Here is a 24,744-nt window from a genome sequence, read left to right as displayed (position 1 = left end):
GCAGGGAGAGGATTGCATGTCGAAGATCGCCATCGTCGAACGTCTGGAGCAGAAGCGCGAGGCCGCGCGCATGGGCGGAGGCGAGAAGCGCATCGCTGCGCAACACGCCAAGGGCCGCCTGACCGCGCGCGAGCGGCTCGACGTGTTGCTGGACGAAGGCAGCTTTGAGGAACTCGACATGTATGTTGAGCATAACTGCACCGATTTCGGTATGGATCAGCAGCATATTCCCGGCGATGGCGTCGTCACCGGATCGGGCACGGTCAACGGGCGGCTGGTGTTCGTGTTCAGTCAGGATTTTACCGTGTTCGGTGGATCGCTGTCGGAACGGCACGCGCAGAAGATCTGCAAGATCATGGACATGGCGATGAAGGTTGGGGCACCGGTCATTGGCCTCAACGACAGCGGCGGCGCGCGCATTCAGGAAGGCGTGGCGTCACTGGGCGGCTATGCCGAAGTGTTCCAGCGCAACGTGCTGGCGTCCGGCGTGGTGCCGCAGATTTCGCTCATCATGGGGCCGTGCGCGGGCGGGGCGGTCTATTCCCCCGCAATGACCGACTTCATCCTGATGGTGAAGGATTCGTCCTACATGTTCGTGACCGGCCCGGATGTGGTGAAGACGGTGACGAACGAAATCGTCACACAGGAAGAACTAGGGGGCGCGGTGACGCACTCGACGAAATCAGGCGTTGCCGACGTGGCGTTCGAGAATGATATCGAGGCGCTGCTCGCCGCGCGCGATCTGGTCGACATGCTGCCCGCGAACAACCGCGAAGGTGTACCCGAGCGGCCGACCGCCGACGACTGGGAGCGCAAGGAAGACAGCCTCGACACGCTGATCCCCGCGAGTGCCAACCAGCCCTATGACATGCACGAGCTCATCCGCAAGGTTGTGGACGAGGGCGAATTCTTCGAGATGCAGCCGACCCATGCGGGCAACATCATCACCGGTTTCGGGCGGATCGAGGGGCGCACGGTGGGCATCGTTGCGAACCAGCCGATGGTGCTGGCCGGGTGTCTCGACATCAACTCATCGAAGAAGGGCGCGCGGTTCGTGCGCTTCTGCGACGCGTTCGAGATCCCGATCGTGACATTCGTCGACGTTCCCGGTTTCTTGCCCGGTGTGGCGCAGGAGCATAACGGCATCATCAAGCATGGCGCGAAGCTGCTCTTTGCCTACGCCGAGGCGACCGTGCCGAAGATCACCGTCATTACCCGCAAGGCCTATGGCGGCGCGTATGACGTGATGGCGTCGAAGCATCTGCGCGGTGATCTGAACTACGCTTGGCCGACGGCGGAAATCGCAGTGATGGGCGCGAAGGGCGCGGTGGAGATCATCTTCCGTGGCAAGACGCTGGAGGAAATCGCCGAGCGCACCGCCGAATATGAAGCGCGCTTCGCAAACCCCTTTGTGGCGGCAAGCAAGGGCTTCATCGACGAAGTAATCATGCCCCATTCGACCCGCCGCCGCGTGGCGCTGGGCCTGCGCAAGCTGCGCAACAAGACGCTCGAAAATCCGTGGAAGAAACACGATAATATTCCACTTTGACGCCTTCATTTAACTGAGGACATTTGATGACTGCTGCACCTGTCTACATTGTTTCCGGTACTCGTACGGCCATCGGCGATTTCGGTGGATCGCTGAAAGACGTTCCTGTGACGACCCTTGGGCGCACGGTCATCGCCGAGGCGATCCGTCGCGCTGGCATCACGCCGGACAAGGTTCAGCATGTGGTGATGGGCAACGTCATCCCCAACGAACCGCGCGACGCCTATCTGGCACGCGTGTGTGCGGTCGAAGCGGGCGTGCCGGTGGCGGCTCCCGCAATGACACTCAATCGTCTGTGCGGATCGGGTGCGCAGGCGATCATTTCGGTCGCTCAGATGCTGCAACTGGGGGAATGCGATATCGGCGTCGCAGCAGGCGCAGAGAGCATGAGCCGCACACCCTATTGGATGACCGGCGTGCGCTGGGGCACCAAGATGGGCAATACCGGCATGATCGACGCGATGCTGACCGCGCTGCATGACCCGTTCGAGAACATCCACATGGGCATCACGGCGGAAAACGTCGCAAAGAAATATCAGATCACGCGTGAGGACCAAGACGCGCTGGCGGTGGAAAGCCACAAGCGGGCGGGCCGAGCGATAAGCGAAGGCCGGTTCAAGGAGCAGATCGTCCCGGTAGAGGTCAAGACCCGCAAGGGCGTTGTCGCGTTCGATACCGACGAGCACGTCCGGGCTGATGCCAATCTCGAGGATCTCGGCAAGCTTCGGCCCGCGTTCGACAAGCAGGGGTCGGTTACGGCTGGTAACGCGTCCGGCCTCAACGATGGCGCCGCGGCTGTCGTGCTTGCGTCGCAGAAGGCGGTGGATGAGCAGGGGTTGAAGCCGCTCGCGAAAGTCCTCGCCTGGGGCCATGCCGGGGTCGAACCAAGCCTGATGGGCATTGGTCCGGTCAAGGCGGTGCCGATCGCTCTGGAGCGGGCGGGCCTGACGCTGGATCAGATCGATGTGATCGAAAGCAACGAGGCCTTTGCCGCGCAGGCCTGCGGCGTGGCGCAGGAGCTGGGTTTCGATCCCGCCAAGGTCAATCCCAACGGCAGCGGCATTTCTCTGGGCCATCCCGTGGGCGCAACCGGCGTGATCATCACCGTAAAGTGCCTGTACGAGCTGGAGCGTATCGGAGGCCGTTATGGTCTGATCACGATGTGCATCGGCGGCGGGCAGGGTATCGCCATTGTGATCGAGAAGCTGTGATGAAACTTGGGCGCCTCAACCATATCGGCATCGCCACCCCCTCCATTCAGGACAGCATCGCCTATTATCGCGATGTCATGGGTGCGACCGAGATCCATGAGCCTTTCGACATGCCCTCCAACGGCGTGAAGGTGTGCTTTGTCGACACACCGGGTGAAAACGGAACGACCGGCACCCAGATCGAGCTGATCGAGCCATTGGGCGCCGATAGTCCGATCCACGGTTTTCTCGCCAAGAACCCATCGGGCGGACAGCATCATATGTGCTATGAAGTGCCGGATATTCATGTGGCGCGTGCCGAATTCGAGGCAATGGGCAAACGCGTGCTGGGCGACACGCGCATCGGCGCGCACGGCACGCTGGTCTTCTTCCTGCTTCCCAGGGACATGAATGGCATCCTGACGGAAATCATGGAGACGCCCAAGGCAGGAGCAGGTCATTGACATACCGGAACATCCGTTACGAGCACAACGACATGATCGCGACGATCACGCTCAACCGCCCCGAGCGGATGAACGCACTGACGCCCAAGCTGTTTGTCGAATTTGCCGACGCACTGAAAACAGTGCGATCCGATGGCGCGCGGGTGCTGATCCTGACCGGTGAGGGCAACGCTTTCTGTTCCGGCGCCGACCTGATCGGCGATGACGAGGGGATGCCTGACGATCTGGGCAAGATGCTGGACGACTATTACCATCCGGTGGTGGAAGCGATTGCGTCGCTCGATATTCCCGTGGTGAGCGCTCTTAATGGTCCGGCCGTGGGCGCGGGGCTATCGCTCGGACTGGCCGGCGATATCGTGGTGATGGCTCGTTCGGCCTATCTGTTGCTGGCCTTCGCGAATGTGGGGCTGGTCCCCGACGCTGGCGCGACCTGGCTGGTCGCGAAGTCGGCCGGGCGTGCGAAAGCGCTCGAAATGGCGCTTTTGTGCGAGAAGGTCTTTGCGGATCAGGCATTGGACTTGGGGCTGGTTACGCGGGTCGTGGACGACGAAGCGGTGCGGGACGAAGCGCGCGCCATTGCGCGCAAGCTCGCCAACGGTCCTTCGGTCGCGCTAGGCATGATCCGCAAGCAGGTGGCGACCGCACTCAACAGCACGTTCAGCGAGACGCTGTCCATCGAAAAGGCGAACCAGACGCGCGCCGGGCATACTGCCGATTTCCGCGAGGCGTTGGCGGCGTTCGCGGAAAAGCGCAAACCCGTGTTCAAGGGCGAATAAATGACCGATCTCGAAAAATGGCAGGCCGCTTCCGCAAAAGAGGTGAAGGGGAAGGATCTCGACTGGCACACGCCGGAAGGGATTGTCGTCAAGTCGCTGTATACTGCCGAGGATGCGAACGTTGACCCCGGCCTGCCCGGTTTCGCGCCGTTCACCCGCGGCGTGCGTGCCTCAATGTACGCGGGGCGCCCTTGGACGATCCGTCAATATGCCGGCTTTTCCACCGCCGAAGAATCCAACGCTTTTTATCGCCGCAATTTGGCGGCCGGGCAGAAAGGCCTGTCGGTCGCTTTCGACCTCGCGACGCATCGCGGTTATGACAGCGATCATTCGCGCGTGGTCGGCGATGTCGGCAAGGCGGGTGTCGCGATCGACAGCGTAGAGGACATGAAAATTCTGTTCGACGGGATCCCGCTCGACAAGATGTCGGTGTCGATGACGATGAACGGAGCGGTCATTCCGATCCTCGCCTTCTTCATAGTCGCGGGCGAGGAGCAGGGCGTCGATCGCAAATTGCTCGACGGGACGATCCAGAACGACATCCTCAAAGAGTTCATGGTGCGGAACACCTATATCTATCCGCCTGAACCCTCGATGCGGATCATTTCCGACATTTTCGGCTACACCAGCCGCGAGATGCCGAAGTTCAATTCCATCTCCATTTCCGGCTATCACATGCAGGAAGCCGGGGCGACGCAGGTTCAGGAGCTGGCCTTCACCATCGCAGACGGTATGGAATATGTGAAATATGGCGTGGCGTCGGGCCTCGACATCGACAAGTTTGCCGGGCGGCTCAGCTTCTTTTTCGCGATCGGCATGAACTTCTTCATGGAAGTGGCGAAGCTGCGCGCGGCCCGTGTCCTCTGGCATCGGGTGATGACCAATCTGGGCGCGCAGGACGAACGGTCGAAGATGCTGCGCACCCATTGCCAGACGTCGGGCGTATCGCTGACCGAGCAGGATCCCTATAACAACGTTATTCGCACCACGATCGAGGCGATGGCGGCAATGCTGGGCGGCACCCAGTCGCTCCACACCAACGCGCTCGATGAGGCGATCGCGCTGCCCACCGATTTTTCGGCGCGCATTGCCCGCAATACCCAGATCGTCATCCAGGAAGAGACTGGCATGTGCAATGTCGTCGATCCGCTGGGGGGCAGCTATTATATCGAGAGCCTGACGCAGGAGCTGGTCGACAAGGCTTGGGAAATCATCGAGCGGGTCGAGGCCGAGGGCGGCATGGCGAAGGCCGTGGCGGCGGGCTGGCCCAAGGCAATGATCGAGGAAGCCGCGGCCGCGCGGCAGGCGCGCGTCGACCGGGCCGAGGACGTGATCGTCGGCGTCAACAAATATCGCCTCGCCGAAGAAGACCGGATCGAGACGCTGGAAGTCGACAACGCAAAAGTGCGCGAAGGGCAGGTTGCCCGTATCGCTGCGGTAAAGGCCAGCCGTGACGAATCCGCGTGCCGGGCCGCGCTGGATGCGCTGCGCGAAGGAGCGAAGGGCCAGGGCAACCTGCTCGCGCTTGCTGTCGATGCGGCGCGCGCGCGGGCGACGCTGGGCGAGATCTCGCAGGCGATGGAGGATGTGTTTGGTCGGCATGCAACCGTGCCGACCCCGGTCAAGGGCGTCTACGCTGCCCCCTACAAGGAGGACAAGCGCTGGCGTCAGGTGCTCGACGGTGTGCAGGCCGTCGAGCACCGCCTTGGCCGCAAGCCCAAGCTGCTGGTCGCCAAGATGGGGCAGGACGGCCATGATCGCGGGGCGAACATCATTTCCTCGGCCTTCGGAGACATGGGTTTCGACGTCGTGGCGGGGCCGCTGTTTCAGACGCCGGAGGAAACCGTGGTTCTTGCGCTCGATAGCGGGGTCGACGTGGTGGGCGCATCCAGCCTCGCGGCGGGCCACAAGACGTTGATCCCCGAATTGATCCGCCTGCTCAAGGATAAGGGACGTGGGGATATCAAGGTGATAGCGGGCGGCGTCATTCCTCCGCAGGATTATGATTTCCTCCGTGACGCGGGCGTGCAGGGTATTTATGGTCCCGGCTCGAATGTGGTCGAGTGCGCGGCGGACGTGCTGCGTCTCCTCGGCCACAACATGCCCCCGCTGGAGGATGCCGCTTGACCGATATGACGCCCCGCACCGACTGGACCCGGGAAGAGATTTCCGCGCTGTTCGATCTGCCCTTCGCCGACCTGATGTTTGAGGCGCAGACCGTGCATCGCGCGAACCACCCGCGCAACGAGGTGCAGCTTTCGACGCTGCTTTCCATCAAAACGGGCGGATGTCCGGAAGATTGCGGCTATTGCTCGCAGTCGGCGTCCGCGGACAGCGGCTTGAAGGCCGAAAAGCTGATGGATGTGCGTACGGTGCTGCAAGCGGCAGCGCAGGCGAAGGACAATGGCTCTGGCCGGTTCTGCATGGGTGCGGCGTGGCGCAGCCCCAAGGATCGCGACATGCCCGCCATCATCGAAATGGTGAAGGGCGTGCGGCAGATGGGCATGGAAACCTGCATGACGCTGGGGATGCTGAGCGAGGGGCAGGCCAAGCAGCTCGCCGAGGCAGGGCTGGATTATTACAACCACAATATCGATACCTCGCCGGAAAATTACGCCAACGTCATCACGACCCGCACGTTCGAGGACCGGATCGAGACGCTGGAACATGTCCGCTCGGCGGGCATCAACGTGTGCTGCGGCGGAATCGTAGGCATGGGGGAGACGCGCGAGGACCGCATCGGCTTCCTCCATGCGCTGGGCACCATGCCGCACCCGGAAAGCGTGCCAATCAACGCGCTGGTGCCGGTGAAGGGCACGGTGCTGGGCGATATGCTGGCGGATACGCCGCTCGCGAAGATCGACGAGATCGAGTTCGTCCGCACGGTCGCGGTGGCGCGGATCGTGATGCCGCAGAGCATGGTGCGGCTGTCGGCGGGGCGGGAGTCGATGTCGGAGGCGTGTCAGGCTCTGTGCTTCATGGCGGGCGCGAACAGCATCTTCACCGGCGACCGCTTGCTCACCGCGCCGAATGCAGGGGATGACAAAGACAGCGCGCTGTTCGCGAAGTTGGGTGTGGTGGCGATGCAGGCCGCGCCGCATGGGCATCTGGAAGAGGCGGCGGAGTGATCGCACTCATGTTCACTGCGGCGGCTCTTGGTCAGCCGGCGTGTTACGATCGTGGTGGCGATCTTGAAATAGCGCTGTGTTGGAAAGACGAAGATGAGGCGGTTGATAAACAACTGTCCGCGTTTTGGCCTGACGTTCTTGATGCGGCTCGGGATTCCGATCGACGATTTTCGGCCACTCAGCACAAGGGTAAAGCATCGGCGGAATCTGATTTACAGACTGCCCAAAAAAATTGGCTGAAATGGCGAGAAAGTGAATGTTTCGCTCGCGCTGATTGGGCGCAGGGTGGATCTCAAGAAAATATTGAGTTTGGGCAGTGCTACTTCGATCTTACACAGCAAAGGCTGATCGACCTCAAAAATCTACTTGGCTTCTTTAGGGACCACTAATGACTATAAAAAAAATCCTCATCGCCAATCGTGGCGAGATTGCGTGTCGCGTTATTCGCACGGCGAAAAAAATGGGCATCGCGACGGTCGCGGTCTATTCCGATGCGGATGCGCGCGCGCCGCATGTCTTGATGGCGGATGAAGCCGTGCATATCGGCCCGTCGCCCGCCGCGCAGTCCTATCTGATTGCGGAGAAGATCATTCAGGCGTGCAAGGATACCGGCGCGGACGCGGTGCATCCCGGCTATGGTTTCCTTTCGGAGCGCGAGAGCTTCCGCAAGGCGCTGGACGCGGAAGGCATTGTCTTCATCGGCCCCCCCGCGAACGCGATTGCCGCGATGGGTGACAAGATCGAGTCCAAGAAGCTTGCGCTGGAAGCGGGCGTCAACGTCGTGCCCGGTTTTGTGGGCGAGATTGCCGATACCGAACATGCGGTGCGGATCGCCAACGACATCGGCTATCCGGTGATGATGAAGGCGTCCGCGGGCGGCGGCGGCAAGGGCATGCGCCTTGCCTATTCGGAGCAGGACGTGCGCGAGGGCTTTGAGGCGACCAAGCGTGAAGGGCTGGCGTCGTTCGGCGATGACCGGGTGTTTATCGAAAAGTTCATTGAAAGCCCGCGCCATATCGAGATCCAGGTGCTGGGCGATCAGCACGGCAATATCGTTTACCTCAACGAGCGTGAATGTTCGATCCAGCGTCGCCATCAGAAGGTCGTAGAGGAAGCGCCGTCGCCGTTCGTCACGCCCAAGATGCGCAAGGCGATGGGCGAGCAGTGCGTCGCACTGGCGCGTGCAGTTGGCTATTTCAGCGCGGGCACGGTGGAGCTGATCGTCTCCGGGGCGGACACCACCGGCGAGGGTTTCTACTTCCTCGAAATGAACACCCGGCTTCAGGTCGAACATCCGGTAACGGAGCAGATCACCGGCCTCGATCTCGTCGAGCAGATGATCCGCGTGGCCAATGGCGAGAGGCTCGCCTTCACGCAGGATGATGTGAAGATCAACGGCTGGTCGGTCGAAAACCGCGTCTATGCCGAAGACCCTTATCGCGGGTTCCTGCCCTCGACCGGACGGCTGGTGCGCTACAATCCACCGGTTGCGGAGGATGGCGTGCGCGTCGATGACGGCGTGTTCGAGGGCGGCGAGGTCAGCATGTTCTATGACCCGATGATCGCCAAGCTCATCACCTACGCCCCCACGCGGCTGGAGGCGATCGACCTGCAGATCGATGCCCTCGACCGCTTCGAGATCGAAGGGCTGGGACACAACATCGATTTCCTGTCGGCGATTATGCAGCATGATCGGTTCCGGTCGGGCAACATCACGACGGGTTTCATCGCGGAGGAATATCCAGAAGGCTTCGTGGGCGCGCCCGCCAATGACGGGTTGCGGCGGCGGCTTGCAGCCGTGGCGGCGTTTGCCGGTATGGCCCATGCCGACCGTGCGCGGCGCGTAGACGGGCAGCTGGGCAAGCGCCTGAAGCCGCCAACGGACTGGGCGGTGAAAATCGACGGTGTCGATCATCAGGTGGCGATCCGGATGGACGATGTGACGGTCGATGGCGATCCGATCGAAATCGCGCTGGAATATACGCCGGGGGACCGCATTATCGAGGCGGAGTTTGGCGATGAGCGGCTGTCGGTCCGGATTGCACCGACACGGACCGGGTTCAAGCTGACCTGCCGGGGGGCGGCTCATGTCGCTCGCGTTCTCCCCGCCCACGTCGCGCCGATGGCGCAGCACATGATCGAGAAGGTGCCGCCGGATCTGTCGCGCTTCCTGATCTGCCCGATGCCGGGCTTGCTGGTCTCGCTGCATGTGGGCGAGGGCGACCAGGTGGAAGCGGGGCAGCCGCTGGCGGTGATTGAGGCAATGAAGATGGAAAACATCCTGCGCGCGCAGAAAGCGGGCATGGTGAAGAGCGTGTCCGCCAAGGCCGGGGAGAGCCTTGCGGTGGACACGGTTATCCTTGAGATGGCCTGATATTGTTCTGATCCGTTCGCGCCAATCAGGCGCTCGATCGCTCGCGCCGCGAACGGATATGGTCACACAATCGTTAACTCCGCTTGCCCGATTCTTCGAAACATCCCAAAGAATGGTCATAAGAATCGGAGAGCTGAATGGTGGGGGATAAAGCCGTAGCCGCGAAGGACATGCGCCTGATTATTGGCGCGTCGACCGCAGGCACGATTTTCGAGTGGTATGATTTCTTCATCTACGCGACGCTCGCCACGATTATCGGCAAGACCTTTTTCCCGAGTGGTAGTGAGACCTTGCAGATGCTGCTCGTTTGGGCAGGGTTCGCGGTAGGCTTCGGGTTTCGACCGCTTGGTGCCATCCTTTTCGGCTATCTGGGTGACAAGCTCGGGCGGAAATATACGTTTCTCGCAACCGTGATGTTGATGGGCATTGCGACAGCAGGCGTCGGCCTGGTGCCGTCTGCCGCGTCCATTGGCTTTGTTGCGCCGGTCCTCATATTACTCTTGCGCGTGTCACAGGGGCTGGCGCTCGGCGGCGAATATGGCGGCGCGGCGATTTATGTGTGCGAGCATGCGGCGGACTCGAAGCGAGGATTTTTCACCAGTTTCATTCAGGCGGGCGTGGTCGGAGGGTTTGTCCTCAGCCTGGCGGTTGTGCTGGCTTGTAAATGGATCATTCCCGTGGATATATGGGAAGACTGGGGCTGGCGGGTGCCGTTCCTGCTGTCTCTGCTGCTTCTTGCATTTTCCCTGTGGATGCGGCTCAAATTGTCGGAAAGTCCGGTCTTTCAGGAGATGAAGGAACAGGGGGAACTCGCGGGTAACCCCTTTGTCGAGAGTTTCACTTACCCTGGTAACAAGAAGCGGATTTTCGTTGCACTGTTCGGTGTGGCGGCCGGGCTGACAGTGGTGTGGTACACCGCGACGTTTTCAGCGCTCAACTTTCTTGTCGGGCCGATGCGGATGGATGAAACGCTCGCGCAGGTCATCGTGGGCCTTTCCTGCCTTGTCGGCATGGGTTTCTACATCCTGTTCGGGTATCTGTCTGACAGGATCGGCCGCCGCAAGCCGATCGTGATCGGTTATGTGCTGGTCTTGCTCGTCTTGTTTCCCAGTTTCTGGATCATGGGGCATTACGCCAATCCCGGGCTGGCGCAGGCGGCCGAGCGCGCGCCTGTTGTCGTGTTTGGCCCAAATTGTGCGATCAATCCGCTAGCTACCGTTCAGGAAAGCGCGTGCGGCAAGTTGCTGGCGAAGATGACCGCCAATGGTGCGCCCTATACGGTGGAACCCGGGCCAGTGGTGCAGGTAAGTGTTGGTGGGCAGGTTCTGGCTGACGTATCCCCTGAAACGATTATCCCTGCGCTGGAATCGCGCGGATATGATTTTGCGCGGGTTAAACCTTCCGTCGGTGGGATAGCCATGGTCGTTATCATATTGCTGGTGCTGCTTGCGCTGTCTGGCGCGACCTATGGCCCGGTGGCCGTGCTGCTGACCGAGCTGTTCCCGGCGCGCATCCGTTACAGTTCGATGTCGATTCCCTATCATATCGGTACCGGCTATTTTGGCGGCGTCCTGCCGTTGGTCAGTCAGTATATCATTGCGCGGACGGGCGATGCCTATTCCGGCCTCTGGTACACGATGGCGGTGGTGGCGATGTCGCTGCTGGTCTGTCTGTGGGGACTGCCCGAAACGCGCGGTGACCATCCATTGAATAAAGAGTAAGGGGCCAGAATGACGGGGGATTATCGCGCGCCTTTACGCTTGCGGCTGGATACCGCTGCGCTGGTGCATAACTGGAACTGGTTGCGGGACACCGGAGGTGCGGCGGCCTGCGGGGCAGCCGTGAAGGCGGATGGCTATGGCCTGGGCGCTGCAGGGGTCGTCAAGGCGCTGAGCGGCGCGGGGTGCCGCGATTTCTTCGTCGCTACCTGGGGGGAGGCACTGGAAATCCTGCCCTTGCTGGACGACGGCGTTTCGCTGAGCGTATTGCACGGCGTACGGGACGAGGATATGGCGATGGTCCGGCAATGCGCGGGCCGTGTTCGTCCGGTGCTGAACAGCGCAGGGCAGATTCGCCGCTGGAAGGATGCGGGAGGCGGCACCTGCGACGTGATGATCGACACCGGCATGAACCGGCTCGGCCTGTCGCTCGACGGGCTGGACAAGAGCCTGCTGGAAGGGCTCGAAATCGACACGTTGATGAGCCACCTCGCCTGCGCGGACGAGGATCATCACCTGAACGGTATTCAGCTCATGCTGTTCGGCGAGGCACGCAAAATGTTTCCGGCGCGACGGGCGAGTATTGCCAACAGCGCGGGGATCTGCCTCGGGCCCGATTATGGGCTCGACCTGACGCGGCCAGGGTTGGCGCTCTATGGTGGCATTGCCCGGGGCGAGTGCGAGGGAAATATCCAGCCGGTCGTCACGCCGCAGGCCCAGATCCTGCAGCGCCGCCGGATCGCCGGGGGTGACTCCATCGGCTACGGGGCGACCTATGTGGCAGACCGCACGATGGAGTCGGCAACTCTCCATTTGGGTTATGCCGACGGATACGGGCGGGTTTTTTCGGACATGGGCAATGCCAGGGTGGGAGACGTTCAGCTCCCGGTGCTAGGACGGGTGTCCATGGACCTGATCTCCGTCGACGTGTCGGCCATGCCTGAGTTGGAGGAGGGCGACTGGGTCGATATCGACTTCGACCTGTCGTTCGCATCGATGCTTACCGGCATGTCGCAATATGAACTTCTGACGGGGCTGGGGAAGCGGCTCGAGCGGTCTTGGTTGTGAGCGTTATCGCCTGCTAAGTGCTTCATTAATGGAAGGGATACATGTTCCGTTCATCGCGTTAAGCTATAATGCTGCACGTGCGAGATGCGGCATACGGGGTTGCGTTTGTCAGCCCAAAGACGCGATGGAGTGCAGCTTTTCATGCCTTTCGGCGGATTGTTCAAACGGCGGAAGCACCATACCACCGACGGCAAGCGCGTATACGCGATCGGCGATGTGCATGGATGCTACGATCTTTTGGTCGATCTGCTTCAGAGGGTGGAGGAGGATCATGCAGAGCGTCCGCCCTGTGACACCCATTTGGTGATGTTGGGCGATTATGTGGATCGCGCTTGGCAATCGCGCGAGGTTTGCGAATTGCTCTACAGCATGCGCGACCTTGACAAGGTTCATTGTCTCAAGGGGAACCATGAGGCGATGATGCTCGATGCGCTGGATGGCGATGTGCGGGCGTTGCGTTTCTGGATGGATTATGGTGGCGAAGCGACCTTGCGCAGCTGGGGGATGACGTCCGGGATGATTGACGCCGCTCACGTAGATGCCGGGGCAGCCGTGGAGCTCATCGAGGCGGCCCGTGAGGCTATTCCGCAAGAGATCCTGAACTGGATGCGGGCGTTGCCGGTGTCCGTCAGCTTTGGGTCGTACCTGTTCGTGCACGCCGGGATCCGTCCCGGCATGCCCATTGATGCGCAACGCGAGCGGGACATGATGTGGATCCGCACGACATTCCTCAAGCATCGTGGCGACCATCCCATGATGATCGTGCACGGCCACGCCGAGGGGAAGGAACCCGCGCTGCTGTCCAACCGCATTGGTATCGATACGGCCGCGCACAGCAGCGGAATACTGACTGCCGTAGGGGTTGAGGAAGACCGGCAATGGATCATCCAGTCCGGGCAGCAATAGTCGCCGCACGGCGCGCGCTTTTTGAATAGGCGACGCGGTTATATGGCAGTATGGCCCCTGGGCTTGGAAGTGAACCAGCGAGGGGCGCCGTTCGATAATGACCACGATGTTCTGGGTGCTGTTTGTGGTGGCGGTACTGCTGTTTCTGCACCCCTACGTCACTTATCCGCTCAGCCTGCGGTTGATGCCGGAACGGACGATCCGTATGGATCCCGCGCTGCCCCGACCGAGCGCCACGCTGCTGTTCAGCGCCTATAACGAGGAAAAAGCTCTTCCCGCCAAGCTGCGCAACATCGAAGAGATCAAAGCTTTGTATCCGGATCTGGACGTGATCGCCTATTGCGACAAAAGCCGCGATCGCACGCTGGAAATTCTGCAGAGCCGGCCCGATCTGCTGCGCGTCATGACCAGCCCTGAGCGGACCGGTAAAGCAACCGGCATGCGCATGATGGTGGCTGCCGCCGATACGGACATCTGCATTTTTACCGATGCGAATGTGCGGCTCGATCCCGCTTCGGTGGCCCCGCTGCTCGACTGCTTTCGGGACCCGGCAGTCGGAGGTGTTTCGGGCAAGCTGCGCTATACCAACGAGGATGACGGCACGACCGCGAGCGTCGGCGCGCTTTATTGGCGGCTGGAGGAGCATATCAAGGCCCTGGAATCGCGCTGCGGTTCGATGATGGGGGCGGACGGATCGATCTTTGCGACGCGACGGTCGACCTATCCGGACGTGCCTGCGCATCTGCTGGACGACATGATCGCATCGATGAGCGTCGTATTCGCCGGATACCGGCTGATCAGCGGCGCGAACGTCATCGCCTATGAAAAGAGCGCGACGGATGGGCGTGAGGAATTCCGGCGCAAGCGGCGGATCGCATGCCGCGCCTATAACAGCCATCGTCATATTCGGGGCCAGGTGAAAGCGCGTTTTGGATTTGTCGACCGGTACAAATATGTTTCCCACAAGCTGTTGCGCTGGTTTGGTGCACCGCTGCTGGCGATCGCGGCAGGGAGCCTGACAGGCGCATTGCTGATGGGTGGTCATGCCGCTGTGGTGCTCGCGCTCTGGCTTGTTGGCGCTGGAATGGCGCTGCTGGGCTGGGCCGGAATGCGTCCTTTCGCCAGCCTGTGGGGGATTTTCCTGTCGATCGTCGCGACGTTCACGGGTATTGTCGATGCGTTGCACGGCAACACCTACCAGACTTGGGAACCCGCACAGTCCAGGAATTAGGTGAAGTTACCTGTCACAATTATGCATCAATCGGGCTTTCTGCGCCCAGTCGTGATCTGTTTACCCTTTTCCCTATGGTTCTGCCGTGGTTTAGACGGTAAATGGCGACACATGGCAGAGGGATTAGCAGATATTGTCGGTGGCGACCTGCGGCGCAGGAGGACGATCATCGGCCTCTTTTCGCTGACGCTGGCGCTTGCGGCTTTTCTTCCACAAAATCAGCGTGCGCTGTTCGGTGATCGGGATATGATGGCCGTTGCGCTGGGAGTGACCCCGGGCGACGCGTTAAGGGCGCTATTGGGCACGCGCGTGGTTTTGCGTTTGCCGCTGAATATCCGGCCCGCAGGTTTCGTCCCTGGCAATCTCGGTTCGGAAAATCCGGGATTGGAAGAGCCGTCCGCTTTTGGTGTGTTGACCGACCCTGTCGTTGACCCTGAACCGTTTGTCGACGCACCTCGGTTCGATGGAGTGCCGACCGGCGATCCTGCGCTGTTCAATGAGGTGCCGAACTTTGCTCCTCCGCGGTTCAGTGATTTTGCGCGTTTGCCATCCGCTTCGGATGCGCAAAGTCCGACGGTCGCTGTGCCTGAACCGACAAGCTGGTTGCTGATGCTGACAGGGTTCTTGGGGATCGGCTGGGTCATGCGCCGGTTCGGCCGCAAGACGCGGACCTCACTCGCAGAAGTATAAGCGGCAGGGCGGCGAGCGCTTCTCCTGCCCCGGATTTAACTGATGGTGAGGACGTTTCCGCGCAGGGTCACAGTGCCGAACTGTGACAGGGCGTTCTGGCCCAGCAGCGAGACACCGATGCCGGTTTCCACGACGGCGGCCTTGACGCCCGCCAGTTCCTTACCCGCCATCGTCAACGTATCGATCTGTGCCCAGCGCATCGCCGACGGGCCGCCGACGGTCTTGATGCGGGCCGCGGTGTTGTTGTCCGAAAAGCGTACGTTCAGTCGCTCCGCATCGTCGCGGTTGAGAACGACGACGCTGGCGCCCGTGTCCACGACGAAGCGCGTGAGATGCCCGTTTACATGTGCGTTGACGTAGAACAGTCCATCGGGAGCGCGCACATATTCGGTTCGCTCGGAAGAGAGGGTGGCGTGATCGCTGCTTGGCGCGGTGGGCACGCCCTGCACCGCCGCCAGCGAGGACGGCATGGACGCGACATCCGCAGGAGCGGACGTGCTCAGTCCCATGGCCGCGAAACAGGTAGCGGCACCAGCCGGAAGAACAGAGAGAGCGAGCTTGAGCATGCTGGCGTTGTGCCAGCTCCGTCTCAAAGGGCTGTTGATGGGGCTGGTTAAGGGGCGGCTAACCGCGTTTCCTCTCCCGCCAGCTGTTGTGCGAAAACGCGCGCCCTGCGACGCAGGATCAACGTGACGATCCCGAGCAATACACCGCCGATGCCAAATTCCGCCGCCAGTACGTAATAGCGCCAGCGCAACTGGTAGCCGGACCGATAGAGCAGATAGTTGTCGTCGGCCACAGGGAAGCGTGCGCCGCGATAGAGCGATGCGATTTCTCCCGGCAGGCCGCGATGACGCAGTACCCCGGTCATGATGGGGTAGAAGCGTTGAGGCCCATCCGGGCTGTAATGCACCTCGACAAAATAGCGCGCGATGCTGCGGTCGTCCGACGACGCGCGGACCGGCGCGAAATAGAGCGTGCGCCCAGTGATCAGCAGGTCTTCATCATAACGGGCTACAGACCTGAGGTCGACATAACCCAACAGCGTGCGCGGACCTTCGCCCGGATCGATCGATCCTGCGCCCCCCACAGCGACCGGCAGCGGACGGCCCTCGGTCGGGGGCAGCGTCAGCAGCAGGATGATGCACAGGATTGCGGCCGCGGTAGAAATGAGGGTGAGCGTCGCGAACGCCTGCTTCAGGTGGCGGGCGGTGTTCAGCACGATCTGCGCGTGGGTTGCCAGCTCTTCCCCCTTGCGGCGGCGGTGCACCAGCAATGTGATGATGATTATCGGCAGGCTGAAGAACGCCGCAAGCCCCAGAACGGTCAGCGATGGCCAGTAATTGTCGAACCGGCCAAACTGCCATTCGGCGAGCCGGGCGACGAGGCCGCGGTAATTGATCGCCTGCCACAAGAAGAACAGGAAGGCGAGCGTGACCCAGACGCACAGAACCCAGATGACACCGCGCCGTTCGATCGCGATCCTACGGGTGGGATCAGGGCGCCGTGAACGTCGGCGGCGGGACCGCTGGTCCGCAAGAAAAGCCGCAGCGGCGCCATTTGCGGGAGGGTTGTCACCGTCGACGGCAAAAGGCGCGCCCGATGCGGTGACCTCTTCCGCACCATCGCGATCCATATGATATTCTCTGTTCACGACGGAGCCTCCCACATGGCACCATGCCTTCATGGTCTACCGGCTATAGACGCTGGCGTCATTATGAAAAGCATAACCTACTCGAATCACAATGAATTTATAGTTAACAGCTGAAGATTTATCCAAATAGGATAAAAATTGCTGTCCTACATCGCATTTCGATGTCTTCTCCTGAGGTTCATCTTCGCATCTAGGGAGAACAGCCATGACCACGGATTATTTTGACGGACAATCGGATGCCGCCTTTCAGCCTGCGCGGCGCGCCTTCGCTGTCGTCCCTCATCCTACAAATGAAGTCGATCCGCTGCCCAAGGCGCTCTATATCGGCACAGGGGGCAATGTAACACTACGTTCCATCGACGGTTCGGCCGACGTTGTGTTCAAGAACCTCGCCTCCGGGCAGATCCTCGATGTCCGCGCGCAATTTGTGCGGGTGTCAGGCACCACAGCGACCGACATCATCGGGCTTGCTTAATGGCTCGCGGGGCATTGGGAGTAAGCCGGGCGGCACGCAGGCGGCGCGGGGGGGGCTTCGTACCGCCGCCGGTCGGTGCGACCTTCGCCATGACGCAGTTGGCCGCCGCCAACCGGATCTATCAGCGCACGACATCGACCGGCGGCGGGCAGGGCAAGGGGCAGGGGGCAATCCCGGTCACGCTCAATGTAACCGCTGCCGGGACAATCTTTGCGCGGTGCCGGTCGGCGGCGGACGGCACGACCATCGTGCAGGCGCCCTGGCTGGCGGTCGCGAGCGCGCCGGTGGCGAATGGATCTGTCACCATCCCCGGCGTCGATGCGCGGCTGGGTTGGTTCTATCTCGACCTGTCGGGCGATGGGGTGACATGGACCAACGGCACGGTCGCGGTCGGCATGGGCCGCCTGATCGCCATGAGCGGGCAATCGCTGATGGTGCGTATGTTCGCGAAAGTCAGCGACGGTGCCACGTCACTGGCGGGACTTGGTATCTCGGTTCCCGCAAACGGTCGAATACTGGCGTCATGGACAGAGGCAGCCCCCAGCACGAACATTGCGTCCACCTGGCTTCCTGTCACGGATGCGGGGATCAGTGCGGGCGTCGTGAACTCGGCGGGCGCGGCAGAACTGCTCAACCTTCAGATTGCGGCGTCCGGCGTCAATTGCGGTTTGATCGGGCACTCTGTTGGTGCCTCGGCCATCGCGTCCTGGCAGTCGGGACAGGCAAACGGCAATGAACTGCTGCGCGTTCTCGGCTTGGCGGGAGGCGCATTCGAGAGCTTTTTCTGGTTTCAGGGGCATTCCGATACGGGGTCGAGTTATACGACATATCGCTCGCAACTCGACACGCTGTTCACCACGCTGACGGCTGCCTCGTCGCGTTCGTTCACAAAATATCTGACCGCCATCCCCAATGTCAATTCGGTCGCATGGGGCAACACCGCCACCCGCTCGATGGTACGCAAGGCGCAGCAGGACTGGTGCGCTGAAAACGGAGGGACCTATCTGGGGTTCTCCGATATCGAACTCTACACTGATATCGTTCACCAGATCCAGACGGGCGCGCGGCGGGTCGCGCGTCATCTCCACCGGGCCATGCGGTCGGAGTTCGGCTTGCCGGGCAATGATCGTGGGCCGCTGGTCACCGGAGTGACGCGGTCGGGCCTCGACCTGACGCTGGCGGTCAACATGCCCGCCAACGCATCGTCGCTAGCGAGCGTGGGAAGCCCCGGTACGCGTTTCCTTGTCACAAAGGCAGGAGATCCGGCGACCGCGCCGCTCGCGCTTGATGGTGCCACGCCTATCACTGTCGGCGCGACCAGCATAGCGCTGAAGCTCGCCGCCGATCCGGGTAACATTCCCTTGGAAGTGTGGCCCATGGGCAATCATCCGGGAGTCGCGGACGGTTCACTGGATGGCGTGTACGACAACGCCAACGCGGACGGCGACGGCATCAGTGTTGGACGGCAGATGTTCGCCAGCCCGGCACCCGTGCGACTGAAGGTCAACACTCCGCTGACGTCGGTGAGCGCCGTTTATGGCGCGGCGAAGTTCGGCAACGGGCGGACAGGCGGACGGCTCGACAGCCCCTATTCGGGCATATTGGGGGCGGCCTTTAACGGGATGACGGTTGATTTCTGGGTACGGATCAACAGCCTGCCGGGGGGCAATCAGGTTTTTCTCGGCCAGAACGATGCCTATTTTATCGGGATCAATAGCGGCGGCGGCTTGATCCACCAGATCGGTACCGCTGCCATGCGCACCCTTGCGGGCGTATTCGCTGGGGGCAACACCTACCACATCCGGGTCATCCTGCTTCCGGGCGGACAGGCGGACATGGTGTTCGTGAACGGCGTGCTGGTCGATACCTATACCGGCGGCGGGGGCACGTCGAATACGAGCGTCTTTGCAATCGGTGACCGGGGCGGCGGTACAGGTTTTTCATTCACGGCTGGGTGGGTCGATGAGGTCGCGATCTTCAATACCATTTTGGGCACGTCCACATTCACCCCGCCCGTTGCGGAGTGGACCGGCAGCGAGAGCAATCTGCTGCACCTTTGGCATCTTAATGAGAGCAGCGGTAACGCAACCGACAGCACGGTGTGATAGGGCCCGGACTGCGCGTACTGGCAGGGGCGGAGCGCACCACAGGCGACGCTCCGCCCTTTGAGGGGCACGGTCCGGATCTGGCACAATCTCTATGATATCGGACCATTAGACGACTTGTCGGACCCCTCACGATCCGGTAACAGCGCGATAATGAATATTAAACGGCCTTACCTTCCCGCCCAGTCATGCCCAGTGCAAACCGCGCGGCCATCGGGAGCCGTGCTGGCGGCGACAATGTCTGGTCGCGTGTTTTGAGCCGCATGGTTATCCCGGTGTCGGTCGTCGACTGGCTGAAGCATAATCTTGTGTTGGTCGCCGGGATGCTCGTGATTTGCGTGCCGACCATGATTTTTGTCGCGCAAACCAGCTGGTCGAGTGAACAGGGTGGGCATGGCCCGATCGTGCTGGCAACCGGCATCTGGTTATTGCTGCGCCATTTTTCCGACATCCGGCCCTTTGTTTGTCCGCCTCGGCCCCTGTATGTGGCATTGTGGTTCGTGCCGTTGCTCGTTGCCTATTTCGTCGCGCGGGTGGCGCAGATTGTCGAGCTGGAGGCGTATTTCATGTACGCGCTGCTCATCATTGTGCTGTACAGCTTCGTGGGGTGGAAAGCGCTGAAAACCATCTGGTTTCCGCTGTTCTACATACTGTTCGTGTTTTCGCTGCCGCAATCCGTGATCGATGCGCTGACGAACCCCATGAAGATTCTGCTGTCCAAAGTCGCAGTGAGCCTGCTCTACCATGTGGGCTATCCGGTTGCCGGAGCCGGCGTCACGATCCAGGTCGGGCAATATGAGTTGCTGGTTGCGGCGGCCTGCGCGGGCCTGAACTCGATCATCTCGCTTTCGGCGCTGTCGCTTTTTTACGTTTATGTGCGGCATCAGGCCAACTGGCGCTATGCACTACTCCTTTTCTTCCTCATCGTGCCGGTCGCGATGTTCGCCAATCTGGTGCGCATCATCATCCTCATCCTTTTGACCTACCATTTCGGAGAAGCGGCCGCGCAGGGCTTCCTGCACAATTTCGCAGGACTGGTGATGTTCTCGACCGCGCTGCTGACGATCTTCGCGCTGGATTCCGTGATTGAGCCGATCTGGAATCGGGTTGGCCGGACAAAAGAGGACTCGGACAGAGACGGGATGTCCGGGGCTACCGCGTCCTCCGGATGATAGCGAGAGAACGTACGCCGAAGGTGGGAGCGGTCAGCGGAAGATTTTACCTAATATTTACCGAATAAGGTAAGGTCATTTCTGAGCGGCGAATGGCCGCAGGACGATCAGGACAAATGCCACGATCGCGCCGATGATGGCGACAGCAAGAAATTCATGGCCTTCGTTGCCGACATAATTGGCCAGGCCGCACCCCGAAGCGGGAAGCAGATATTGCCACAGACTGTCGCGTGGCTGCTCTTCACTTGATCGTTGCAGAAACAGCACAATCAATCCCGCAAAAAGAGCGAGGGTGACCCAATCAAAGACAGTTTCCATCGTTCCGCTCCCATTGCATTGCGCGCATATCACCTGTATATCCGCGTCCTGTTATTGAAATGACGTTCCTGTGCCGGATCGGCAAGTATAATAACCATTTATTTTTGGAGTATGGTGTCGATGGGGCATTTTTGGAGCAAAGGCGTTGTCGCATTGCTGTTGGCGTCGGCATGCGTGTCGGGCTGCTCGAAGCAGGCTACAGGCCAGGTGGTGGCCGTGGTCAATGGTGAGGAAATCACTCTTCAGGAACTCAACGCCGAGCTGTCCCAGCTGAACCTGCCCGCGAATGTCGACAAGAAAGCGGTTCAGAGCCGCGTTCTGCAGCAGATGGTGGATCGTCGGCTGCTGGCCCAAGCCGCCAAGGAAGCCGGTCTGGATCGCGATGCGGAATATCTGATCCAGCAGCGCCGCATGAACGAGCAACTGCTGGTGAGCATGTACGGCAAAAAGGCGTTTGACACTGTCCGTGTGCCGGACACAGCAACCGTCGACAAATATATTGCCGAGAATCCGATGTTCTTCTCTGGCCGCACGAAATATATGCTGGATCAGCTGGTGTTCCCGATGCCGTCTGACCTGAGCGTCCTCAAGGGACTGCAGGGCACCAAGACGCTGGGCCAGGTTCAGGATCAGTTGAAAAGCCGCAACATCGCCTTCGATATGAAGAAGGCCGAGATGGATTCCGCGCAGGTTCCGTCAGCGGCGATGAAGCAGATTCTGGCCCTGCCTCCCGGCGAGCCGTTCATTGTGCCAGCCGGTAACGTCGTGACCGTCAGCGTCATCACGGGGAGTACCCCGATTGCCGTGCCAACCGAGGAAGCCCGCGCGGCGGCGGCCCGCATGATCCGCAGCAACAGCCTCGACAAGATCGGAATGGACCGGCTGAAGGAAGCCAAGGCGAAGGCGAAAATCGAGTATCAGCCCGGCTATAGCGCCGCGCCCGAGAAGAAATAATTGTATCAGAATGCAACAACCGCACACGCCGCGATTCCGGTTGTTGCGGGGTCCGGCCAGTAGGCGTCTTGCTGGTCTTTGATGCTGATACAATGCGGATGCGGGCGGTGTTGACATGAAAATGACGGTCATGAGCAAGGGCCGTGCCGATCCGCACCAGGGATGGGCTGCGATCGAGGAATTCGCCGAACTTTTGGTCCAGATATTTGACGCCCAATGGGTGTCTCCCACGAACCAGCCACGCGGATGGATGGGCAGGTCGCCCTTCGTGTCCCGTCGACCCCGGTTTTCTCCGCTGCCCAACGCGGCGGAGATCGGAGGAGATGTGCTGTTTGTCGTGGCGGGTTCGCCCGCCGATCTGGCCATGGTCGGCTCGATTCCCGACGCCCGGAAACGCTTTGCGCGCATCCATGCGTTCGTCACCGACTCCTATTTCGAACACGGATTTGTTCGGGAAACGGCGTTATTTGATTCGATTACCGTCACGGCGAAAGAGGATGTGGCCTATCCCCGTGACCGTTTCGGCATAGCCGTTCATCATCTGCATCAGGGGGCAGACGTGCTTCGCTGGGCACCGCGCTCTCTCGATACGCCGCGCGCGATCGACCTAATTGCCTATGGCCGGACTCCGGCGAGCTACCACGAAGTCCTGTGCGACCGTTATCATCGGATGGATAGCGACGCATTGTACCTCCATTCCCCGCTGGGAAACCTGACAGGACCAACGGTCGCGCGCGAACGGTCCATGCTGTTCAAGCTGCTGCACCGGACGCATATCTCGCTGGCGTTTCATCTTTTGGTGGAAGTGCTTCCCCATCGTCCGGTATCGATGATGGTGACAAGCCGCTGGCTGGAGTCGCTGGCGTCGGGGTGCATCGTGGCAGGGCGCAGGCCGGTATCGACGATGGCGGACGACATGCTGTGTTGGGACGGCGCGACCATCGAGCTGTCCGAAGATCCCCGCATTGCCGCGGATGAGATCGACGACCTTATCGCGCGTAAATCGGAATTCACCGATCAGCGGCGCTGCAACATCGCCAATATGTTCCGGCATCACGACTGGCGCTGGCGGATCTCGGAGCTGTGCGCCCTCCACGGCTGGGCAAGGCCAGAGCGGCTGGAATCAGAACTGGCCGCGGTCGTGAAACTGTCACAGGACTGGGCGTGATCGCGAACGCGACGGTTCGTTTACATGCGATCGCAGAGAGGCCAGCGCTTCAAATCGCTTTGCGCAGTGGCCCGACCGCTCTTTTTTCGGGCCTAGCCGCGTCGGCGGTGGCAGACGGCCCTCTTGGTCGGGGAGACAGGAGACGGAGACTGGCACACGTCTAACCCGCAGAAAACCTAGAAACCTTGACTTTTCCGTACCTTATGGCCCACAAAGCTGGCACACAAAACGGGCACACAGAGAGTTTCAATCGTTGGTTTTCCTTCGCAAAAAGCACCACCGTTACCAAGCGAAAGTGCGAGTCCCATTGATGATTCGCGCAGCGAATGGTGGAAAAGAGTTTTTATACCTCACGCTCGCCACCTCAGACGGCAGAGCCGCAAAGGCACAGGCAGAGGCGTGGGAGGCAGGATTGCGGCTGCAGTGGCTGGAGCTGCCTCCAGTGTCCCCACAGTCACCCTCAGATGACCTCGATCCGACACAGCTGCGGACCCTGTACCATGACCTCCGACAAAGGGCTGAGGCGGGCGAGTTCATAGTTCAGACGCCCGGAGAGGACCCTGTGGAAGCCGGGATTGAGTGGGAAATCGGCAAGATTGCCGAGGAGTACGAAGGCCAAGATGACCTGCCGGATGTCGAAGAATATCGCCTAGCTGCCCTTCACGATGCCCGCAGCACGGTTCAGGGGCTCCCTGTGCCCATCCGCAAATCCATGCAAGCGCCATTTCGCGAGCTTGCGGACGACTACATGGTGACGTGGCGAACCAAGCACGGCCTCAAAGCGACCAACACAGAGCAGCAGATGCTCGCCACCTTTGACCTATTCGCCGGTTTCTTCGGCAAAAAGCCGATACGTGATGTCCGCGACCCCGATGCCGCTCATTTTGTCGACGCACTTCGCCAGTTGCACCCGAATTGGGCGCGCAAGCCGAAGGCTCGCGAGATGCCATGGCGGGAGTTGATGAAGGCCTACGGAGGGCAGCCGAAGGGTCTTGCGGACGCTACGGTCAACCGGCACATGGCGACCCTGAAAACGTTCTGGAAATGGGCAAAGCGGCGTGGCCATTGCGATGGTGAGAACCCGTTTGAGGGTCATCATCGGACATTGAAAGAGGGCATAAACGCTCAGGGCTATGTGGCTTGGACCGAGGACGAGTTGACGAAACTGTTTTCGCCGCCGCCTAAGCGTGCCGACCTGACAGAGCTGATGCTGGTCGCCCTTTACTCGGGAATGCGGCTTGATGAAATCGCCTCCCTTACCGTTGCGGACATTCAGCGAAAGCCTGTGCCCTTTATCCGCGTAACCGATGCAAAGACGCGCGCTGGAAATCGGGACGTTCCTATTCATCCGGCGCTCTGGTGGCTCGTGGATAAGGCGACGGGCGAGGGGGGCAATCGCTTGTGGCCGAGCTTTCGCGATGAAGGACCGGGAGGAAAGCCGGGCGGGGATGCCGGGAAAGAATTCTCCCGGCACAAGGCAGGGAAGGGCTACCGGGATAGGGTGAAGGCCTTCCACTCTTTCCGCAAGAATTTCGTTGGACAGTTGGAGCGGCGGCGAGTGCCAGAACAGGAAGTGGCGCAGATCGTCGGCCACGAGAAAGCAGGCTTCACGTTCGGCACCTATGGCGGCGAAGCGGAATTGCGACGCAAGGCTAAGGTGGTCTCTCTCATTGCGTATCCAAATCTCCCAATCCCTGATGAGTATCGGATCAAGGAACCTTGCAAACCTACTTAGTGCCCAATGCGTTTGGCGGCCGAGCCCGGTTACTCAAAAACGCGCCTCCCTTGCGCGGGGTGGCGTCGC

22 protein-coding genes are annotated in these 24,744 nt (G+C 60.7%); 19 read left to right on the top strand and 3 right to left on the bottom strand.

Annotated features, from left to right (window positions below; genetic code table 11):
• Nucleotides 1–16: 16 nt before the first annotated feature.
• The 13 genes from FHS92_RS05060 to FHS92_RS18635 all read left to right on the top strand — a co-directional run bounded on the left by FHS92_RS05060 (nucleotide 17) and on the right by FHS92_RS18635 (nucleotide 15,094).
• A complete protein-coding gene (locus FHS92_RS05060) occupies nucleotides 17–1,549 on the top strand; it encodes an acyl-CoA carboxylase subunit beta (protein ID WP_184078051.1) in 1,533 nt (510 codons plus the stop codon).
• 26 nt (nucleotides 1,550–1,575) lie between these two features.
• The gene (locus FHS92_RS05055) at nucleotides 1,576–2,760 is read left to right on the top strand and encodes an acetyl-CoA C-acyltransferase family protein (protein ID WP_184078049.1); all 1,185 of its coding nucleotides are present in this window, start codon (nucleotides 1,576–1,578) and stop codon (nucleotides 2,758–2,760) included.
• Complete coding sequence (gene mce / locus FHS92_RS05050; RefSeq protein WP_184078047.1) at nucleotides 2,760–3,203, top strand: methylmalonyl-CoA epimerase; 444 nt, start codon at nucleotides 2,760–2,762, stop codon at nucleotides 3,201–3,203. The genes FHS92_RS05055 and mce overlap by 1 nt, the downstream gene beginning before the upstream one ends.
• On the top strand, nucleotides 3,200–3,979 hold the full coding sequence (locus tag FHS92_RS05045) for an enoyl-CoA hydratase-related protein (protein ID WP_246351762.1): 780 nt from the start codon (nucleotides 3,200–3,202) through the stop codon (nucleotides 3,977–3,979). Before mce ends, FHS92_RS05045 begins: the two co-directional genes overlap by 4 nt.
• The gene (gene scpA / locus FHS92_RS05040; RefSeq protein WP_184078045.1) at nucleotides 3,980–6,106 is read left to right on the top strand and encodes a methylmalonyl-CoA mutase; all 2,127 of its coding nucleotides are present in this window, start codon (nucleotides 3,980–3,982) and stop codon (nucleotides 6,104–6,106) included.
• 5 nt (nucleotides 6,107–6,111) lie between these two features.
• Entirely contained in the window at nucleotides 6,112–7,107 is a 996-nt protein-coding gene (bioB, locus tag FHS92_RS05035; RefSeq protein ID WP_184078825.1) for a biotin synthase BioB, read from the top strand.
• Nucleotides 7,104–7,496, top strand: coding sequence for a lysozyme inhibitor LprI family protein (locus tag FHS92_RS05030; protein WP_184078043.1), 393 nt, complete (start codon nucleotides 7,104–7,106; stop codon nucleotides 7,494–7,496). The genes bioB and FHS92_RS05030 overlap by 4 nt, the downstream gene beginning before the upstream one ends.
• Entirely contained in the window at nucleotides 7,496–9,481 is a 1,986-nt protein-coding gene (locus FHS92_RS05025) for an acetyl-CoA carboxylase biotin carboxylase subunit (RefSeq protein ID WP_184078023.1), read from the top strand. The genes FHS92_RS05030 and FHS92_RS05025 overlap by 1 nt, the downstream gene beginning before the upstream one ends.
• Nucleotides 9,482–9,618: 137 nt before the next feature.
• Complete coding sequence (locus FHS92_RS05020; RefSeq protein WP_184078021.1) at nucleotides 9,619–11,202, top strand: MFS transporter; 1,584 nt, start codon at nucleotides 9,619–9,621, stop codon at nucleotides 11,200–11,202.
• 9 nt (nucleotides 11,203–11,211) lie between these two features.
• A complete protein-coding gene (gene alr, locus FHS92_RS05015; RefSeq protein ID WP_184078019.1) occupies nucleotides 11,212–12,267 on the top strand; it encodes an alanine racemase in 1,056 nt (351 codons plus the stop codon).
• A gap of 141 nt (nucleotides 12,268–12,408) precedes the next feature.
• Nucleotides 12,409–13,173, top strand: coding sequence for a metallophosphoesterase family protein (locus tag FHS92_RS05010; RefSeq protein ID WP_184078017.1), 765 nt, complete (start codon nucleotides 12,409–12,411; stop codon nucleotides 13,171–13,173).
• Between the two features lie 97 nt (nucleotides 13,174–13,270).
• Nucleotides 13,271–14,404 carry a glycosyltransferase gene (locus FHS92_RS05005; protein WP_184078015.1) on the top strand — a complete coding sequence of 378 codons (1,134 nt, stop codon included), beginning with the start codon at nucleotides 13,271–13,273 and terminating at the stop codon, nucleotides 14,402–14,404.
• Complete coding sequence (locus FHS92_RS18635; protein ID WP_184078013.1) at nucleotides 14,405–15,094, top strand: PEP-CTERM sorting domain-containing protein; 690 nt, start codon at nucleotides 14,405–14,407, stop codon at nucleotides 15,092–15,094.
• A 35-nt stretch (nucleotides 15,095–15,129) separates the two neighbouring features.
• Here the strand turns inward: FHS92_RS18635 and FHS92_RS04995 are convergent, their stop codons facing one another.
• Both FHS92_RS04995 and FHS92_RS04990 read right to left on the bottom strand, forming a co-directional pair.
• Nucleotides 15,130–15,660 (bottom strand): retropepsin-like aspartic protease family protein, encoded by a 531-nt coding sequence (locus FHS92_RS04995; RefSeq protein WP_184078011.1) that lies wholly within the window; start codon nucleotides 15,658–15,660, stop codon nucleotides 15,130–15,132.
• A 47-nt stretch (nucleotides 15,661–15,707) separates the two neighbouring features.
• Entirely contained in the window at nucleotides 15,708–16,748 is a 1,041-nt protein-coding gene (locus FHS92_RS04990) for a hypothetical protein (protein WP_184078009.1), read from the bottom strand.
• Nucleotides 16,749–16,953: 205 nt separating this feature from the next.
• Between FHS92_RS04990 and FHS92_RS04985 the strand changes: the two genes are divergently transcribed.
• The 3 genes from FHS92_RS04985 (at nucleotide 16,954) to xrtV (ending at nucleotide 20,500) form a co-directional block, all read left to right on the top strand.
• On the top strand, nucleotides 16,954–17,223 hold the full coding sequence (locus FHS92_RS04985) for a spike base protein, RCAP_Rcc01079 family (protein WP_184078007.1): 270 nt from the start codon (nucleotides 16,954–16,956) through the stop codon (nucleotides 17,221–17,223).
• Complete coding sequence (locus FHS92_RS04980) at nucleotides 17,223–19,328, top strand: LamG-like jellyroll fold domain-containing protein (RefSeq protein WP_184078005.1); 2,106 nt, start codon at nucleotides 17,223–17,225, stop codon at nucleotides 19,326–19,328. The genes FHS92_RS04985 and FHS92_RS04980 overlap by 1 nt, the downstream gene beginning before the upstream one ends.
• A gap of 188 nt (nucleotides 19,329–19,516) precedes the next feature.
• The gene (gene xrtV / locus FHS92_RS04975) at nucleotides 19,517–20,500 is read left to right on the top strand and encodes an exosortase V (protein WP_246351761.1); all 984 of its coding nucleotides are present in this window, start codon (nucleotides 19,517–19,519) and stop codon (nucleotides 20,498–20,500) included.
• A gap of 75 nt (nucleotides 20,501–20,575) precedes the next feature.
• Here the strand turns inward: xrtV and FHS92_RS04970 are convergent, their stop codons facing one another.
• The gene (locus FHS92_RS04970; RefSeq protein ID WP_184078003.1) at nucleotides 20,576–20,818 is read right to left on the bottom strand and encodes an XrtV sorting system accessory protein; all 243 of its coding nucleotides are present in this window, start codon (nucleotides 20,816–20,818) and stop codon (nucleotides 20,576–20,578) included.
• A gap of 120 nt (nucleotides 20,819–20,938) precedes the next feature.
• Between FHS92_RS04970 and FHS92_RS04965 the strand changes: the two genes are divergently transcribed.
• From FHS92_RS04965 to FHS92_RS18630, 3 genes are all read left to right on the top strand, one after another.
• Nucleotides 20,939–21,772, top strand: coding sequence for an EpsD family peptidyl-prolyl cis-trans isomerase (locus tag FHS92_RS04965; protein WP_184078002.1), 834 nt, complete (start codon nucleotides 20,939–20,941; stop codon nucleotides 21,770–21,772).
• Nucleotides 21,773–21,887: 115 nt separating this feature from the next.
• On the top strand, nucleotides 21,888–22,940 hold the full coding sequence (locus FHS92_RS04960) for a glycosyltransferase (protein WP_184078000.1): 1,053 nt from the start codon (nucleotides 21,888–21,890) through the stop codon (nucleotides 22,938–22,940).
• A 562-nt stretch (nucleotides 22,941–23,502) separates the two neighbouring features.
• Complete coding sequence (locus tag FHS92_RS18630) at nucleotides 23,503–24,675, top strand: tyrosine-type recombinase/integrase (protein ID WP_221230880.1); 1,173 nt, start codon at nucleotides 23,503–23,505, stop codon at nucleotides 24,673–24,675.
• The last annotated feature ends 69 nt before the right edge of the window (nucleotides 24,676–24,744 follow it).

It is taken from the genome of Sphingobium subterraneum (assembly GCF_014199435.1).
GTDB classification, from domain to species: domain Bacteria; phylum Pseudomonadota; class Alphaproteobacteria; order Sphingomonadales; family Sphingomonadaceae; genus Sphingobium; species Sphingobium subterraneum.
The sequence above is the reverse complement of the archived record's forward strand: the minus strand, read 5'-3'. Positions and strand labels throughout refer to the sequence as shown.